Origin of the sequence: Thauera aminoaromatica, assembly GCF_000021765.1 — a bacterium.
Lineage (GTDB): Bacteria > Pseudomonadota > Gammaproteobacteria > Burkholderiales > Rhodocyclaceae > Thauera > Thauera aminoaromatica.
Map to the genome: position 1 here is coordinate 1,549,639 of NC_011662.2, position 14,872 is coordinate 1,564,510.

Below are 14,872 nucleotides of genomic sequence, written 5' to 3' on the forward strand. Positions count from 1 at the left end.
GTGGCCCTCAGGCGAGGATCTCGACCACTTGCGGGTGGCCGAGGAAGGCCTGCGGGCTCGCGCTCGCGCCATAGGCGCCGGACTGGAACACCACGATGAGGTCGCCGATCTGCGCGGCCGGTAGCGGCATTCGATCGGCGATCACGTCGAGCGGAGTGCAGAGTGGGCCGACCACCGATGCCGGCTCGCCGGCAGGTGGAGCGTCCATGCGATTGCCGATCGCAACCGGGTAGTTCTTGCGGATCACCTGGCCGAAGTTGCCGCTCGCCGACAAGTGGTGGTGCAGGCCGCCGTCGGTGACGAGATAGGTGTGGCCGCGCGAGACCTTGATGTCGGTGATCCGGCACACATACACGCCGGCCTCGCCGACCAGGTAGCGGCCGAGTTCCAGCACGATCCTGGCCTCGGGCAGGGCTTGTGCGGCCTCGGCGACGATGTCGGCGAGGCCGGCGGCGATCGGCGTCAGGTCGAGCGCCTGTTCGCCGGGGAAGTACGGGATGCCGAAGCCGCCGCCGAGGTTCAGCGTGCGCACCGGGGCGGGGGCGTGCGCGGCCAGGCGCAGGGCGAGTTCGAAGCTCTTGCGCTGGGCCTCGACGATGGCCTCGGCCTTGAGGTTCTGCGAGCCGGCGAAGAGGTGGAAGCCCTCGAAGGCGAGCCCGGCGCGGCTGATCTCGGCGAGCAAGCCGGGTACCTGCTCGGCGTCCACGCCGAAGGGCTTGGGGCCGCCGCCCATCTTCATGCCCGAGGACTTGAGCTCGAAGTCCGGATTCACCCGTACTGCGACCCGCGCCGGCACGCCGAGCGCGGCCGCGGCCTCGGCCAGCGGCGCGATCTCGCGGAAGGATTCCACATTGACCAGGATGCCGGCGGCCACCGCCTGGCGCAGCTCGGTGTCGCGCTTGCCGGGACCGGCGAAGCTGACGTGCTGGGGGTCGGCGCCGGCGTCGAGCGCGACCTGCAGCTCGCCGGCGGAGGCGACGTCGATGCCGTCGACCAGGCGCGCCAGGTGGCCCACCAGCGCCGGCATCGGGTTGGCCTTCATCGCGTAGTGCAGCTCGATGGCGGGCGGCAGTGCCGCGCGCAGCTCGGCCACCCGGCGTGCGATCGCGCCGCGATCGTAGGCGTAGAAGGGCGTCCGCCCGACACGCGCGGCGAGCCGGGAGAGTGGCTGGCCAGCGATCTGGAGTTCGCCGTCGGCGATCGCGAACACGGTCTGCGGCGCGTGCGTGGGCAGGCTGCGGGCGGGGGCGTTCATGCGGGCTCTCCGGCGGCGAGGGCGTCGGCGAGCGCCTTGCGGTCGATCTTGCCGTTGGCGTTGCGCGGCAGCGCGCCGCTGCGCGGCTCGAAGCGCGCCGGCACCATGTAGGCCGGCATGCGGCTGCGGCACTCCGCCAGCAGTGCGGCAGTGTCGAGCGTGGCGCCGGCGGGCGGGGTGACGACCGCGACGATGCTCTGGCCGAGGCTCGCGTGTGCGACGCCGAAGGCCGCGCATTCGCCGACCAGGCCGGTGGCGTAGAGGATCTCCTCGATCTCGGTGGGGCTGACGCGGTAGCCCGAGGTCTTGATCATCTCGTCGCGACGGCCGATGAAGTAGAGGTAGCCGTCCTCGTCGCGGCGCACCGTGTCGCCGGAGAACACCGCGATCTCGGGCAGCACCAGGCCGGGTTCGCGGCCGGGGGCGGCGGCGGGCAGCGGGCGGAAGCGCTCGGCGCTGCGCTCGGGGTCGTTCCAGTAGCCCATCGCCACCAAGGCGCCGCGCTGCACGAGCTCGCCCGGCTCGTTGGGCGCGCATTCGCTGCCGTCCTCGCGCAGCACCAGCACCTCGGCGTCGGGGATGGCCTTGCCGATCGAGTCGGGGCGGCGGTCGAGCTCCTCGGGCGGCAGGTAGGTCGCGCGGAAGGCCTCGGTGAGGCCGTACATCAGGAAGGGGCGGGTCTTCGGGAGCTGCGCGCGCAGGCGGGCGAGGACCTCGCCCGGCATGCGCCCGCCGGTGTTGGCGATGTAGCGCAGGTGCTCGTCGGTATCCGCGGCCCAGGGCAATTGCGCGAGCTGGATCCACAGCGGCGGCACCGCGGTCAGCCCGCTCACGCGTTCGCGCTCGATCGCCTTGAGCACGTCGCGCGGCAGCAGCCAGTTGAGCAGCACGACGCGGGCGCCGGCCTGGAAGGCGGTGGTGAGCTGCGACAGCCCGGCGTCGAAGGACAGCGGCAGGGCGGCGAGCAGGGTGTCGTCGGGGTGGTTGCCGAGGTAGTGCGCCACGCTGCGCGCCCCCGCCATCATGTTGCGGTGGGACAACACCACGCCCTTCGGTCGCCCGGTGCTGCCCGAGGTGTACAGGATCGCCGCCATGTCGGCGTCGATGACGCGATGCCCGGCGCGTGCCGGGGCGGCGAGCAGGGCCTGCCAGGAATGCACGGCGACGGAACGGGTGGTCGCGCCGTCTGCGCCCACCAGCACCACGTGGCGCAGATCGTGGCAGTGGTCGAGCGCGTCGCCGAGCGCGGCGAGGCGTTCTGCGGTGGTGACGAGGACGCGGACCGCGCAGTCGCGCAGGATGTGGCCGACCTGCGCGGCCTTGAGCACGGGGTTGATCGGCACGAAGACGCCGCCCGCGGCGCTGGTGCCGAAGGCGGCGGCGACGAACTCGGGGCGCTTGTCGAGATAGATCCCGACGCGCTCGGCGCGGGCGAGGCCCAGCCCGGCCAGGCCGCCGGCGAAAGCGTGGAGCGCGGCCTCGAGCTCCTGGTAGCGCAGCTGCCGGTCGCCGGCAACCACGGCGATGCGTGCGGGATCGCGTGCGGCCGCGGACTCGACGAGGTGGTGGAGCAGGTGTTTGGCGTGCATCGGCTTCGCTTATCGGTGCAGACAGGAACGGGCTGGCAAGTATAATGCGCGCGTTTTGCGGGGCGGGCGGCGTGGATGCGCGTCGTGACCCGCTTCCGTCATGGAGAAGTGATGTCCGAACAGATTCTGAAGGAAGTGCTGTCGCTGCTGGACGAGGTGCTGAGCCTGGACGGTCGCGCGCTCGCATTCGCCGCAGACACGCCCTTGCTGGGAGATCTGCCCGAGCTCGATTCGATGGCGGTGATCGCCGTCATCCAGGAGATCGAGGCGCGTTTCGGCATCGAGGTGCCGGACGACGAGGTCGATGGCAACTCCTTCGCCACGGTCGGTACCGTGGTCGAGTTCGTCACCCGCCTGAGTGCTCGCCAGCCCGGCTGATTCCGTGCGCCGTGCTCAGCGGTGGAGCGGAAACACCAGCGGCACCAGCAGCAGCACCAGCGCCGAGTAGGTGAGGCTCACCGGCAGTCCGGCGCGCAGGAAATCCCGCATGCGGTAGCGGCCGGCCGAATACACCATCAGGTGGGTCTGGTAGCCGAAGGGGATCAGGAAGCCGGCGCTCGCGCCGTAGGCCACCACCATCACGAAGGGCATCGGATCGACCCCGAACGCGCGCGCGGTGCCGAGCGCGATCGGGAAGGCGAGCGCGGCGGCGGCGGTGTTGGTGATCACCTCGGTGAGCGTCAGCGTGATCAGGTAGACACCCGCGAGCGCGGCATGGACGCCGTGCCCGTCGAAGATCGCCCGCATCCAGCCCGCGACCAGCTCCGCCGCGCCCGAACGCTCGACCACGCCGGCGATCGCCAGCGCGGAGCCGATCACCACCAGCAGTTCGAAGGGAAAGCGCCGGCGCAGCTCGCCCAGGGTCAGCAGGCCGCTGCCGAGCAGGGCGGCGAGCAGCACGAGCAGGCCGCCGAACAGGGGCAGCCAGCCCAGGGCGGCGACCAGGATCACGAGTGCGAAGCCCGACAGCGCCGCGACGCTTTGCATGCGGCCGAGCTTGGGGCGCAGACCCGAGCCGTTGAGGATGTGGAAGTTGCGGTCGAGGTTGCGGTGCTGCAGGAAGTCCGGGCCCGCGGCCAGCAGCAGGCTGTCGCCGACGCGCAGCGGGATGCGTCCGAGCTGGCCGGTCAGGCGCCGGTCGCCGCGGCGGATGCCGACCACCCCGGCATCGAACATGGTGCGGAAGTCGACCTCGCGCAGGGTGCGGTTGGCCAGGTCCGAGCTGCTCGCGAGCACCACCTCGACCAGGTTGGACTTGAGCAGCGCGTCGGCGCCCGCGCCGAACACCTCCAGCCCGGGGAAGCGCTGCAGGGTCTGCACTCGCGCCACCTCGCCGGTGAACACCAGCACGTCGCCGGTGTGCAGGATCTCGGCCGGGCCGACCGGCGAGATCAGCCGGCCCTCGCGCTCGATCTCGAGCAGGAACAGGCCCTCGAGGTTGCGCAGGCGGTTGGTTTCGATGCTGCGTCCGATCATCGGCGAGCCCGCAGCCACGCGCGCCTCGAGGAAGTAGGTCGAGCGTGCCTCGGCCTCGCTCGAGGCGTTCGCGGGCAGCAGTCGCGAGCTCAGTGCCATCACCCCGATGCAGGCGAGCGCGACCGGAATCCCTACCCAGGCGAACTGGAACATCTGCAGCGGCGGCAGGCCCGCGTCGATGACGAAGGAGTTCACCACCAGGTTGGTCGAGGTGCCGACCAGTGTGGTGATGCCGCCGAGGATGGAGGCGTAGGAGAGCGGGATCAGCAGCTTCGAGGCGGGGTGTCGGCGTTGCGAGGTGACCGTGCCCAGCAGCGCGCCCACCACCGCGGTGTTGTTCATGAACGCCGAGATCAGGCAGGCGAAGACGGACAGGCGCAGGGTCGCCAGCCCGACGCGGCCCTTGAGCAGGAGTTCCGACAGATGGTCGAGCAGCGGCGAGCGTTCGAGCGCGAGCGAGACCAGCAGCAGCAGGATCAGGGTGGCGAGCGCGGGGTTGGAGAAGCTCGCCAGCAGTTCCTGCTGGCTGGCGAGGCCGAGCAGGTGGTAGCCGCCCGCCCAGGCCGCGAACAGCACCGCCGGGCCGACGCGGCCGTGGGCCAGCAGCGCTAGCAGCAGCGCGATCGAGGCGAGGACGAGGTGGGCGGTCGTCATCGGCACGCCCGGGCTCAGTCCAGTCCGCTGGCGACGAAGTGGGGGTTGTCCAGCCCCGGCTTGCCGTAGCGCAGCGGCGCCCCCGCCAGGGTTTGCACGCGGCCGCCGGCGGCGGTCAGCACCGCATGGCCGGCGGCGATGTCCCATTCCATGGTGCGGCCGAGGCGCGGATAGAGATCGGCCTCGCCCGCCGCGACCAGGCACAGCTTGAGCGAGGAGCCGGCGTTGGTGAGCGCGGCCACCTTGCGCCCGTCGAGGAAGGCGTCGAGCGCGGCCGCGTCGCCGTGCGAGCGGCTGGCCACCACGGTGAGGCCGGCGGGCGGGACGGTGCGGCAGCGGATCGGGCGGCGACGGCCGTCCTGCTCGACGAAGGCGCCGACCCCGCCCGCGCCGAGGAAGAGGCGCTCGAGCGCGGGTGCGAAGACGGTGCCGAGGACCGGCTCGCCATCCTCGACGAGGGCGATGTTGACGGTGAACTCGCCGTTGCGGCCGATGAACTCCTTGGTGCCGTCGAGGGGATCGACCAGCCAGAAGCGGCGCCCGAGTGCGGGCAGGCGGCCCGCCGCGACGGCCTCTTCGGCCACCACCGGCACGCCGGGCAGCAAGGCCTCGAGGGCGGGGACGATGAGCGCCTCGGCGCGCTCGTCGGCCTCGGTTACCGGCGAGGCGTCGTCCTTGCCGCGCACCGCGAAGTCGCTGCGGTAGATGTCCATCACCAGCGCGCCGGCCGCGCGCACGATCGGGAGCAGGGCTTCGAGGAGCCGTGAGGCGGTTGCGGTGTCCATCAGCGGGCTCCGGGGGAGTGGTCGACGCCGCAAGTGTACCCGGGCGGGCGTGGCGAGAGCCCCGTCTAGAGGTGGATTCGGGTGCAGAATGTCGCGCCGCGAGAAATAGTTCCGCCCGCCGATCTTCGAAGACGCTGCGCGCGACGGCGCGCGGCCTCATCATTCATGCCTTGTCCCTTCGCATCCCGTCGCCCATGACCAGCGTGCCTACGACCAGCCTGACCCACCTCCAGCGCCTCGAAGCCGAGAGCATCCACATCCTGCGCGAGGTCGTCGCCGAGGCCGACAACCCGGTGATGCTCTACTCCATCGGCAAGGACAGCGCGGTGATGCTGCACCTGGCCCTGAAGGCCTTCCATCCGGCGGTGCCGCCCTTTCCGCTGCTGCACGTCGATACGCGCTGGAAGTTCCGCGACATGTACAGCTTTCGCGACCGCATGGCGGGCGAGACCGGCATGGACCTGCTGGTGCACATCAACCCCGAGGGCGTGGAGAAGGACATCAACCCCTTTACCCACGGCTCGGCGATCCACACCGACATCATGAAGACCGAGGGCCTCAAGCAGGCGCTCGACCAGTACGGCTTCGACGTGGCCTTCGGCGGCGCGCGCCGCGACGAGGAGAAATCGCGCGCCAAGGAGCGCGTGTTCTCCTTCCGCACCGCGCAGCACCGCTGGGACCCGAAGAACCAGCGCCCCGAGCTGTGGAAGCTCTACAACGCGAGGAAGCACAAGGGCGAGTCGATCCGCGTGTTCCCCCTGTCGAACTGGACCGAGCTCGACATCTGGCAGTACATCTACCTCGAGAACATCCCCATCGTGCCGCTCTACTACGCCGCGGTGCGCCCGGTGGTCGAGCGCGACGGCACGCTGATCATGGTCGACGACGAGCGTATGCCGCTGCGCCCGGGCGAGGTGCCGATGATGAAGAAGGTGCGCTTCCGCACTCTGGGCTGCTATCCGCTCACCGGCGCGATCGAGTCCGAGGCCGACACCCTGCCGGCGATCATCCAGGAGATGCTGCTGGCCAGGACCTCGGAGCGCCAGGGGCGGGTGATCGACCACGACTCGGCCGCCTCGATGGAAAAGAAAAAGCAGGAGGGCTATTTCTAAATGGCACACGTTTCCGACCTGATCGCGACCGACATCGAGCAGTACCTCAGGGCGCACGAGAACAAGAGCCTGCTGCGCTTCATCACCTGCGGCAGCGTGGACGACGGCAAGAGCACGCTGATCGGGCGCCTGCTCTACGAGTCGAAGATGCTCTTCGAGGACCAGCTCGCCGCGGTCGAGGCCGACTCGAAGAAGTACGGCACCCAGGGCGAGGCGATCGACTTCGCGCTGCTGGTCGACGGCCTGGCCGCCGAGCGCGAGCAGGGCATCACGATCGACGTGGCGTATCGCTTCTTCTCCACCGACAAGCGCAAGTTCATCGTCGCCGACACCCCCGGCCACGAGCAATACACCCGCAACATGGTCACCGGCGCCTCGACGGCCGACGCGGCCATCCTGATGGTCGATGCGCGCAAGGGCATCCTCACCCAGACGCGGCGTCACAGCTACCTGGTGAACCTCATCGGCATCCGCCACATCGTGGTGGCGATCAACAAGATGGACCTGGTCGATTACGCCGAGGGCGTGTTCCGCCGCATCGTCGAGGACTACACCGCCTTCTCCCGCCAGCTCGGCATCGAGCAGGTGACCTTCATCCCGATGTCGGCCTTCAGGGGCGACAACATCACCTCTCCGAGCGCTGCGATGCCCTGGTACCACGGCACCACGCTGATGGGCTACCTCGAGACGGTGGAGGTCGATGACGGCCTGATGCAGCGCGCGCCCTTCCGCCTGCCGGTGCAGTGGGTCAATCGCCCCAACCTGGATTTCCGCGGCTTTGCCGGCTCCATCGCCGGCGGCACCATCCGCCCGGGCGATCGTGTGCGCGTACAGCCCTCGGGGCGCGAGAGCACGGTGGCGCGCATCGTGACCCGCGACGGCGATCTCGACCGGGCCGTGGCCGGGCAGTCGGTCACGCTGACCCTCGCCGACGAGATCGACATCTCGCGCGGCGACGTCATCTCGACCGTCGAGGCGCCGGCCGAGGTCGCCGACCAGTTCGAGTGCACGGTGGTGTGGATGCACGACGAGCCCATGCTCGCCGGCCGCCCTTACCTGCTCAAGATCGGCGCGCGCACGGTCAGCGCGACGATCACCGAGATCAAGTACCAGGTGAATGTGAACACCCTCGAGCACGTCGCCGCCAAGCGGCTCGAGCTCAACGCGATCGGCGTGTGCAACCTGAGCCTGGATCGGCCGATCGCCTTCGATCCCTACCGGATCAACCGCGACACCGGCGGCTTCATCCTGATCGACCGCCTCTCCAACAACACCGTCGGCGCCGGCCTGTTGCACTTCGCGCTGCGTCGCGCGCACAACATCCACCTGCAGCACGTCGATGTGGACAAGCGCGCGCGTGCCGCGCTGAAGAACCAGCGCGGCTGCGTGCTGTGGTTCACCGGCCTGTCCGGCGCAGGGAAGTCCTCGATCGCCAACCTGGTCGAGAAGAAACTGCACGCGCTCGGCCACCACACCTACCTGCTCGACGGCGACAATGTGCGCCATGGCCTCAACAAGGACCTCGGCTTCACCGACGCCGATCGCGTGGAGAACATCCGTCGCGTCGCCGAGGTCGCGAAGCTGATGGTCGATGCAGGCCTGATCGTGCTCACCGCCTTCATCTCGCCTTTCCGCTCCGAGCGCCGCATGGCGCGCGGCCTGGTGGAGGAGGGCGAGTTCGTCGAGGTCTTCGTCGACACTCCGCTGGAGGTGGCCGAGGCGCGCGATCCCAAGGGCCTGTACAAGAAGGCCCGGCGCGGCGAGCTGAAGAACTTCACCGGCATCGATTCGCCTTACGAGGCGTCGGAGGACCCCGAACTGCGCCTCGATACCACCCGCCTCGACCTGGAGGCCGCGGCCGATGCGGTGCTTGCCTGGCTGGGCGAGCGCGGCATGCTGAGCCGGACGCCGGGGGGCTGAACCTGCGTCCCGTCGAGCGCGCGGGTCGCCGCCCGCCGCTCTGCTAGAATCGCCCGCCATGAGCTATCAGGTCCTCGCACGCAAGTGGCGGCCGAAATCCTTCGGCACGCTGGTCGGTCAGGAGCACGTCGTGCGTGCGCTGACGCACGCGCTCGCCACCGGGCGGCTGCACCACGCCTGGCTGTTCACCGGCACGCGCGGCGTGGGCAAGACCACCATCAGCCGCATCCTCGCCAAGGCACTCAACTGCGAGACCGGCATCACCGCCGAGCCCTGCGGCATTTGCGACGCCTGCCGCGCGATCGATGCCGACCGCTTCCCCGACTACGTCGAGATGGATGCGGCTTCGAACCGCGGCGTCGAGGAGATGGCCGCGCTGCTCGACAAGGCGGTGTATGCGCCGGTGCAGGGGCGCTTCAAGGTCTACATGATCGACGAAGTGCACATGCTCACCGGGCACGCCTTCAACGCCATGTTGAAGACGCTCGAGGAGCCGCCGGAGCATGTGAAATTCATCCTCGCCACCACCGACCCCCAGAAGATCCCGGTCACGGTGCTGTCGCGCTGCCTGCAGTTCAACCTCAAGCAGATGCCGCAGGGCCATATCGTCGATCACCTGACGCGCATCCTGCAGGCCGAGGAGGTGGCGTTCGAGCCGGGCGCGCTGCGTCACCTCGCCAAGGCGGCGTCGGGCTCGATGCGCGACGCGCTGTCGCTGCTCGACCAGGCGATCGCGCATGGCGCGGGCCGGGTGGAAGAGGAGCAGGTCAGCCACATGCTCGGCACGGTGGGGGACGACCACCTCTACGCGGTGCTCGACGCGCTCGCCGCGGGCGACGTGCCCGCGCTGCTCGCGGTGGCCGACGGCATGGAGGCGAGGAGCCTGTCCTTCGACGCCGCACTGCAGGCGCTGGCCACGCTGGTGCATCGCGTCGCGCTCGCCCAGTACGCACCTGCGGCGATCGCCGACGAGCTCGAGCGCGCGCGCATCCTCGGCTACGTCGAGCGCTTCGACGCCGAGTTCCTCCAGCTCGCCTACCAGGTCGCCGTCCACGGCCGCGACGAGCTGCCGCTGGCGCCGGACGACTACACAGGCTTCACGATGACCCTGCTGCGCCTGCATGCGTTCCGCCCGGAGCAGCCTGCTGCGCTTGGCGGGCCGGGCGTGCCATCCGGGCCGGATGCGGGGCGCGCGCGCGCGCCTGCACTGGCGGCCGGCGGCCCGGCGGAGTCCGGGCGTGCCGCGGAGTCGGGCGTTCCGGCCGAGGTGCCCGCGCGGACCGTCGCGTCGGCCGGGATCGCCGGTCCCGCACCGGCGGCCGTCCCCGCACCGGCGGCCGGCGCCGATGCGGCGATCCCCAGCGCGCAGCAGACCGTCCTCGAGGCTGCGGCGCCCGCATCCATGCAGCCCGGCTCCGTTCCGGCGGCGCAGCAGGCCGTCGCACCTGCGCCTGCGAGCGCGCCGCCGCGCAGATCCGCGCGCGAGGAGCACGCCGTGCAGCCGGCGCGTGCTGCCCCGGCAAGCGTGCAGGACGTTCCGCCCTGGGAGGATCTCCCGCCCGAGGCCTATGCCGATTCCGATCTGCCGCCGCCGCGCGAGGCGCGCAACGGCCACGACGAGGCCTACGCCGCCTCCGCGGGTGCGCACACGGGGGCGATCTCACGGGCACGCCCGGAGCCGCGTGGCGGTGGCGCGCGGCGGGCGGAGGAAGTCCCGTCGCGGTCCGCGCCCCTTCCCGCGGTGCGCGCGCCCGAGCCGGCGACGTCTCCGGCTGCGCCGACCCAGGATGCGCCCGCCGCCAGTGGCGATGCCGCGGCGCTGCTTGCGCTCGGCGACTGGCGCGGCCTGATCCGCGCGCTCGGGCTCGGCGGACTGGTGCGCGAGCTTGCCCAGCACTGCGAATGGGTCGAGTGTGGCGATGGCGTGCTGCAGCTGCGCCTGTCGACCGCGCACCGCCACCTGCTCGACATGAATCGCGGCGCGGTCGAGCGCCTGCAGGACGTGCTGTGCGCCGCGCTCGGACGCACGCTCGCGGTGCGCATCGCGATCGGCGACATCTCCGGACAGACCCCCGCGCAGCGCGACGCGATCGAGCGCCAGGTCCGCCATGCCGAGGCGGTCGCAGCGCTCGAGGCCGACCCCTTCGTGCGCGAGCTGATCGAACGTTTCGACGCCACGCTCGTCGAGAACACGGTGAAACCCCTTTGAACCCCTTCGATGCCGGGAGGCGCGCCCTCCCGATCGACCCCACCCGACAACCGATCCGACGGAGAACACCATCATGATGAAAGGCGGTATCGCGGGCCTGATGAAGCAGGCCCAGCAGATGCAGGAAAACATGAAGAAGATGCAGGACCAGCTCGGCTCGATCGAGGTCGAGGGGCAGTCCGGCGCCGGCATGGTCAAGGTGCAGATGACCTGCAAGTACGACGTGCGCCGGGTGTCCATCGACGAGTCGGTCATGGACGACCGCGAGATGCTCGAGGACCTCGTCGCCGCAGCGCTCAACGACGCCGTGCGCAAGGTCGAGGCGGCCACCCAGGAGAAGATGTCCAGCGTCACCGCCGGGCTGAACCTGCCGCCGGGCATGAAGCTGCCGTTCTGAGCGGCGGGCCGATGTCGCCTTCCAGCCTCGACGAACTGATCGAGGCACTGCGCTGCCTGCCCGGGGTCGGCCCCAAGTCGGCGCAGCGCATGGCCTATCATCTGCTGCAGCGTGATCAGCGCGGCGCGGCGCGGCTGGGCAATGCCCTGCTGCATGCGCTCGAGGTGCTGCGCCATTGCGCGCGCTGCAACAGCTTCACCGAGGACGAGGTGTGTCCGCGCTGCGCCAATCCGCGCCGCGACGCCGCGCTGCTGTGCGTGGTGGAGATGCCGGCCGATCTCGCCATGATCGAGCAGACGCAGTCCTACAACGGCCTCTACTACGTGCTGATGGGCCGGCTTTCGCCGCTCGATGGCGTCGGGCCGCGCGAACTGCGCCTGGACAAGCTGATCGCGCGCGCCACCGAGGAGGGGGTGCGCGAGGTCATCCTCGCCACCAACTTCACCAACGAGGGCGAGGCCACCGCGCACACCGTCGCGAGCCTGCTCGGCGCGCGCGGGGTCAAGGTCAGCCGGCTGTCGCGCGGCGTCCCGGTCGGCGGCGAGCTCGAGCATACCGACATCGGCACCATCGGCCAGGCTCTGATCGAGCGCCGCGCGGTCTGAATTTCCGTTGCTGCAATGCAGCAACGCATGCCCCGGGCGGTTCCTGATCGGTGTCGGTTTTCGTGCCGAAGGCCTTGTTCCGGCTGGCGATCGGCCCGTCGCGCTTTCTCTGCTGCAGCGTCTTCGATATAATCGGATGGTTATTTGTATCCAGGTCTTTCGTTTTCCTTTTTGGGAAGAGGCTCATGAGCGTTGATCAGAAAATGGACAGCAGCCGCCGCACCCTGCTGCTGGCGACGTCCGCCGCAGGTGGCGTCGCCGCAGTGGCGACCGCGGTGCCGTTCGTCGCCAGCCTGACGCCGTCCGAACGCGCGAAGGCGGCCGGTGCGCCGGTGGAGGCGGACGTCAGCAAGCTGAAGCCGGGCGAGATGATGACGGTGGAGTGGCGTGGCAAGCCGGTGTGGATCCTGCGCCGCACGCCCGAGATGCTCGCCTCGCTCGACAAGACGGACGAAAAGGTCAGCGACCCCAACTCCGTGAAGCCGCAGCAGCCCGAGTACGCCAAGAACAAGCACCGCTCGATCAAGCCGGAGTACCTGGTCACGGTCGGCATCTGCACCCACCTCGGCTGCTCGCCCTCCGAGAAGTTCAAGGTGGGCGCGGACAGCGGCATGGGCGCCGACTGGCCGGGTGGCTTCCTGTGCCCCTGTCACGGCTCGATCTTCGATCTGGCCGGCCGCGTGTATAGCAGCATGCCCGCGCCGGACAATCTCGAGGTGCCGCCGCACCAGTATCTCGCGGACACCAAAATCCTTGTTGGCGATGACGGGAAGGCATAAGCGATGACGACCAAATCCCAAGCCGTTCTCAACTGGATCGACGAGCGCTTCCCGCTCACGTCGACCTGGAAGGCGCACCTGTCCGAGTACTACGCGCCGAAGAACTTCAACTTCTGGTACTTCTTCGGCTCGCTGGCCCTGCTGGTGCTGGTGATCCAGATCCTCACCGGCATCTTCCTGGTGATGCACTACAAGCCGGACGCCTCGCTCAACGCGTCGGGCGTTCCGGTGGCGTTCGCCAGCGTCGAGTACATCATGCGCGAGGTGCCGGGCGGCTGGCTGATCCGCTACCTGCACTCGACCGGTGCGTCGGCCTTCTTCATCGTCGTGTATCTGCACATGTTCCGCGGCCTGCTCTATGGCTCTTATCGCAAGCCGCGCGAGTTGATCTGGGTCTTCGGCACGCTGATCTTCCTGGTGTTGATGGCCGAGGCGTTCATGGGCTATCTGCTGCCGTGGGGCCAGATGTCGTTCTGGGGCGCCCAGGTGATCGTGAACCTGTTCTCGGCGATCCCGGTGATCGGTCCGGACCTGTCGCTGGTGATCCGCGGCGACTACGTCGTCTCCGACGCCACGCTGAACCGCTTCTTCTCCTTCCACGTCATCGCCGTGCCGCTGGTGCTGATCGGCCTGGTGCTCGCGCACATCGTCGCGCTGCACGAAGTCGGCTCCAACAACCCCGATGGTGTCGAGATCAAGAAGAAGAAGGATGCGACCGGCAAGCCGCTCGACGGCATCCCCTTCCACCCGTACTACACGGTGAAGGACATCGTCGGCGTCGTCGTCTTCCTGTTCTTCTTCAGCGCGGTCGTGTTCTTCATGCCCGAGGGCGGTGGCTACTTCCTCGAGTTCAACAACTTCATCCCGGCCGATCCGCTGAAGACCCCGCCGCACATCGCGCCGGTGTGGTATTTCACCCCCTTCTATTCGATCCTGCGCGCCGTGACCTATCCGCTGTTCGGTCTCGATGCGAAGTTCTGGGGCGTGGTGGCCATGGGCGCGTCGGTGGTGATCATCGCCTTCCTGCCCTGGCTGGACCGCAGCCCCGTCAAGTCGATCCGCTACAAGGGGCCGATCTTCAAGATGGTGCTGGTCGTCTTCGTGATCGCCTTCTTCATCCTGGGTTACCTGGGTGTTCTGCCCCCGACCCCGGGTCGCACGCTGGTGTCGCAGATCTGCTCGGTGATCTACTTCGCCTTCTTCCTGCTGATGCCGTGGTACAGCAAGCTCGACAAGTGCAAACCCGAACCGGAAAGGGTGAACTTCAAATGAAAACGCGAGTGATCAACTTCATCAAGCGGTTCGCGGCCGTGGCGCTGTTCGCGCCGGCCGTGGCGATGGCCGCCGGTGCCAGCGTGCATCTGGACAAGGCGCCGGTGAGCAGCGAGCCGGCCGCGCTGCAGCACGGCGCCAAGCTGTTCGTCAATTACTGCATGAACTGCCATAGCGCCAGCTTCGTGCGCTACAACCAGCTGCAGAACATCGGCCTCTCCGAGGCGGAGATCCGCGACAACCTAATGTTCACCGGCGAGCGCGTCGGCGACCTGATGAAGATCGCGATGCGGCCGGCGGAGTCCAAGGGGTGGTTCGGCGTCGCGCCGCCCGACCTGACGCTGGTGGCGCGGCAGCGCGCCTCGGCGGACGGCAGCGGGGCCGACTGGCTGTATACCTATCTGCGCCAGTTCTACCGCGACCCGAGCCGCCCGACCGGCTGGAACAATGCCATCTTCGCCAACGTGGCCATGCCGCACGTGTTCTGGCAGCTGCAGGGCGAGCAGGTCGCCAAGATCACGCAGAATGCGGACGGCACGACGACGACGGCCCTCGAACTCGTCAAGCCGGGCAAGCTGTCGGTCCAGGAGTACGACAAGGCGGTCGCCGACCTCGTCTCCTTCCTGGTCTGGATGGGCGAGCCGGTGGCCGAGAAGCGCAAGTCGATCGGCGCCCTCGTGCTGATCTTCCTCGCCGGCATGTTCGTGCTCAGCTACGCGCTGAAGAAGAACTACTGGAAGGACATTCATTGATTCCTGTCGCCGCGGCCCTCCGGGCCGGCTAGCGCGGTCCTGACCCTGACGCACCACGCGGACCCGC

General features: G+C 69.2%; 13 protein-coding genes. 9 read left to right on the plus strand and 4 right to left on the minus strand.

Going from position 1 to position 14,872, the window contains the following annotated elements:
- Nucleotides 1-7 precede the first annotated feature (7 nt).
- Both TMZ1T_RS06840 and TMZ1T_RS06845 read right to left on the minus strand, forming a co-directional pair.
- Nucleotides 8-1,255, minus strand: a complete 1,248-nt coding sequence (locus tag TMZ1T_RS06840) for a pyridoxal-dependent decarboxylase, exosortase A system-associated (protein WP_004320156.1) — start codon at nucleotides 1,253-1,255, stop codon at nucleotides 8-10.
- Nucleotides 1,252-2,844 (minus strand): acyl-CoA ligase (AMP-forming), exosortase A system-associated, encoded by a 1,593-nt coding sequence (locus TMZ1T_RS06845; RefSeq protein WP_004320153.1) that lies wholly within the window; start codon nucleotides 2,842-2,844, stop codon nucleotides 1,252-1,254. Before TMZ1T_RS06845 ends, TMZ1T_RS06840 begins: the two co-directional genes overlap by 4 nt.
- Nucleotides 2,845-2,955: 111 nt before the next feature.
- Here TMZ1T_RS06845 and TMZ1T_RS06850 point away from each other — a divergent pair, with 111 nt between their 5' ends.
- Entirely contained in the window at nucleotides 2,956-3,222 is a 267-nt protein-coding gene (locus tag TMZ1T_RS06850; protein WP_004320151.1) for an acyl carrier protein, read from the plus strand.
- A 15-nt stretch (nucleotides 3,223-3,237) separates the two neighbouring features.
- On the opposite strand, the gene TMZ1T_RS06855 is transcribed toward TMZ1T_RS06850, so the two are convergent.
- Together TMZ1T_RS06855 and cysQ are read right to left on the minus strand one after the other, a co-directional pair.
- Entirely contained in the window at nucleotides 3,238-4,974 is a 1,737-nt protein-coding gene (locus TMZ1T_RS06855) for an SLC13 family permease (protein WP_004320148.1), read from the minus strand.
- 14 nt (nucleotides 4,975-4,988) lie between these two features.
- Nucleotides 4,989-5,759 (minus strand): 3'(2'),5'-bisphosphate nucleotidase CysQ, encoded by a 771-nt coding sequence (cysQ, locus tag TMZ1T_RS06860; RefSeq protein ID WP_012584999.1) that lies wholly within the window; start codon nucleotides 5,757-5,759, stop codon nucleotides 4,989-4,991.
- 194 nt (nucleotides 5,760-5,953) lie between these two features.
- On the opposite strand from cysQ, the gene cysD reads away from it, so the two are divergent.
- The 8 genes from cysD to TMZ1T_RS06900 all read left to right on the plus strand — a co-directional run bounded on the left by cysD (nucleotide 5,954) and on the right by TMZ1T_RS06900 (nucleotide 14,805).
- Nucleotides 5,954-6,871 (plus strand): sulfate adenylyltransferase subunit CysD, encoded by a 918-nt coding sequence (cysD, locus tag TMZ1T_RS06865; protein WP_004320144.1) that lies wholly within the window; start codon nucleotides 5,954-5,956, stop codon nucleotides 6,869-6,871.
- A complete protein-coding gene (cysN, locus tag TMZ1T_RS06870) occupies nucleotides 6,872-8,791 on the plus strand; it encodes a sulfate adenylyltransferase subunit CysN (protein ID WP_012585000.1) in 1,920 nt (639 codons plus the stop codon).
- A 58-nt stretch (nucleotides 8,792-8,849) separates the two neighbouring features.
- Nucleotides 8,850-11,000: a DNA polymerase III subunit gamma/tau gene (dnaX, locus tag TMZ1T_RS06875; protein WP_012585001.1), complete on the plus strand. Its 2,151-nt coding sequence runs from the start codon at nucleotides 8,850-8,852 to the stop codon at nucleotides 10,998-11,000.
- Nucleotides 11,001-11,073: 73 nt separating this feature from the next.
- Nucleotides 11,074-11,397, plus strand: a complete 324-nt coding sequence (locus TMZ1T_RS06880; protein ID WP_004325193.1) for a YbaB/EbfC family nucleoid-associated protein — start codon at nucleotides 11,074-11,076, stop codon at nucleotides 11,395-11,397.
- An 11-nt stretch (nucleotides 11,398-11,408) separates the two neighbouring features.
- Nucleotides 11,409-12,002, plus strand: coding sequence for a recombination mediator RecR (gene recR / locus TMZ1T_RS06885; RefSeq protein WP_004325192.1), 594 nt, complete (start codon nucleotides 11,409-11,411; stop codon nucleotides 12,000-12,002).
- A gap of 185 nt (nucleotides 12,003-12,187) precedes the next feature.
- On the plus strand, nucleotides 12,188-12,781 hold the full coding sequence (gene petA, locus TMZ1T_RS06890) for a ubiquinol-cytochrome c reductase iron-sulfur subunit (protein WP_004325190.1): 594 nt from the start codon (nucleotides 12,188-12,190) through the stop codon (nucleotides 12,779-12,781).
- Between the two features lie 3 nt (nucleotides 12,782-12,784).
- Nucleotides 12,785-14,053: a cytochrome b gene (locus tag TMZ1T_RS06895; RefSeq protein WP_004325188.1), complete on the plus strand. Its 1,269-nt coding sequence runs from the start codon at nucleotides 12,785-12,787 to the stop codon at nucleotides 14,051-14,053.
- Nucleotides 14,050-14,805, plus strand: coding sequence for a cytochrome c1 (locus tag TMZ1T_RS06900; protein WP_004325187.1), 756 nt, complete (start codon nucleotides 14,050-14,052; stop codon nucleotides 14,803-14,805). The genes TMZ1T_RS06895 and TMZ1T_RS06900 overlap by 4 nt, the downstream gene beginning before the upstream one ends.
- Nucleotides 14,806-14,872 lie beyond the last annotated feature (67 nt).